Source organism: Sunxiuqinia dokdonensis, assembly GCF_001270965.1.
GTDB lineage: Bacteria > Bacteroidota > Bacteroidia > Bacteroidales > Prolixibacteraceae > Sunxiuqinia > Sunxiuqinia dokdonensis.
The window spans coordinates 1-2062 of record NZ_LGIA01000021.1; the positions used below are offsets into that span (position 1 = coordinate 1).

A 2062-nucleotide genomic window follows, 5' to 3' on the forward strand; every position below is an offset into this window, starting at 1 on the left:
TAAAATACTAGAACGTTACCACACATTTTGAAAAAGACGACAAATGATGACAGATTTAGAATTTAAATACTTGAAACTTGCAGTAATTGAACAAGTGAAATTCGATGAAATCAAGGAAATTCTTGGAATTCAAAAAAGTGAAGTTTCAAAAATGTGGAACGACTTAAAAGAGCAAAGAGAATATCTTTCAGACTTGAGAAAGATCTGGAAATCAAAATTTTAAAACACTGAAACGGCTGAAAGTTTTTGGGAGTTCAAAAATTGGCATGAAACAACAGAGAAGAAATGTTTTTATTGTGGAATAACGCAAAACCAAATAACTGAACTATTCCAAAGAAAGAAAATAGAAACAAAACGAAATCGTGGAAAAAAACTTGAAATAGAAAGATTATTGCCAAATGAACCATATGATAATTTAAAAAATCTTGTGTTCTCATGTTACTGGTGTAATAATGCAAAAACCGACACTTTTTCGTCAGAGGAATTTAAAATCATTGGAAAAGAAATAGGAAAAATTTGGGAAAAACGATTGACTGAATGATAACCGACCAAGAAACCAATTTTGTTTATTTTTCAGAACTCTTCAAACAAAGGTTTGAACAAGAATATTCTGAAATTACTTCAATTCTTGCAAAGCACAGAATTGGCTTCGACACGTTACCAGAAACTAAGGATATTTGGTGCAGAGACTACATGCCAATTCAAGTTTCAGAAAATAAATTCATTGAATATCGGTACGACCCAGATTATTTACAAACAAAAAAATACAGAAAACTTAAATCCTATCCAGGTATCATTAGTGAATCAATTGGTTTAAAACCCGAAAAAACGGATTTAATAGTTGATGGCGGAAATATCATAAAATCAAAAGACTGCGTCATTTTAACCGACAAGGTAATTTTGGAAAATAAAGATTTTTACACAAAAGAAAGTCTAGTCGAAAAGGTTAAAGAATTATTTGAAATTGAGAAAATTGTCTTAATCCCTTGGGATAAAAAAGAGCCATTCGGACACGCCGATGGAATGATTCGATTTATAAATGAAAACAAAGTTTTAATAAACGGATATTTCAAGGAATACAGTGAAAAATTTCAAAGCTATTTTTTTGGAGAATTAGCAAAAAACGGACTGGAATTTACCGAGTTGAAATTTGATGTTAAGAAACCAAATGAAGAATTGAATTGGGGGTACATCAATTTCTTACAAGCAAAAAATGTGATAATAATACCGCAGTTTGGAATTGACGAAGACAAGCAGGCGTTTGAGCAATTTGAAAAATTCTTCCCCGATTATGCGAAAGAAAATAGAATTGAAAAAGTAAATGCAGGCAAAATTATTGACGGTGGTGGAGTTCTAAATTGTATGACATGGAATATTAAAAAATAAAAAACGTGTGGTAACACTTAGCCTCTAATGGAGCATTGCTTGCATACGCTTGGCATTGGAGGCTATGTTGAATTACACATGGTCTGCGTGGAACTACCTGCCGATTAGTCGTTTGAGTATCGAGTTTTCAATCCGTTTTTTCGATTCCCCTTGCCGGAACAATCTTTGGGGACGATTATCAAGCATGCAGCCTTTGCTCGTCCGGCAGATGATCGTCTACCCGGGCCTCGTGGAGCGTCGGGCAGACAGCCACTAAACAAGTTGTTAAAAGTTCTAAAGACGCCGGCTTGTGTGACAAAAGTTACAGACCGGACACTGGCGGAAACTTATTTTTGCTGGGCATGTTAGTTTTCGAACCGAAATATAGAAAATACCTGGTCCTGGCCTTGATGATGCTCGTGGCCATTCCCTGTTCCGTAAAAAAGGAAACCAAACAATGGCTCCGGATTGTGGAAGCGGGACAACAACCCACAACCGCGAAAACTAAAATTGCCTGTGCCAACTTTGACCAGTTAAGGCAGGCTAACAGGAAGAAACAGGTACAAAACCACCTTCGTCCTTTTGTTACTCCATCGGTTGATGCCCCTAAATGGGCTATCGAAAAACGAATCAGCCTGCCCGCTTTCTTCAACACACAAAAAGAAAAAGTCCCATCGCACCTCCTGTTTGAGCAATT

The 2062-nt window shown here is 36.1% G+C and carries 3 protein-coding genes; all 3 read left to right on the forward strand.

Annotation, left to right across the window (positions count from 1 at the left end; all coding sequences use genetic code 11):
* Positions 1-43 precede the first annotated feature (43 nt).
* Positions 44-223, forward strand: coding sequence for a hypothetical protein (locus NC99_RS01915; RefSeq protein ID WP_053179290.1), 180 nt, complete (start codon positions 44-46; stop codon positions 221-223).
* A gap of 314 nt (positions 224-537) precedes the next feature.
* Positions 538-1386, forward strand: coding sequence for an agmatine deiminase family protein (locus NC99_RS01920; RefSeq protein ID WP_053179292.1), 849 nt, complete (start codon positions 538-540; stop codon positions 1384-1386).
* A 341-nt stretch (positions 1387-1727) separates the two neighbouring features.
* Positions 1728-2062, forward strand: a 335-nt coding sequence (locus NC99_RS01925) for a hypothetical protein (protein WP_157624356.1), incomplete at its 3' end; no start/stop codon positions are given.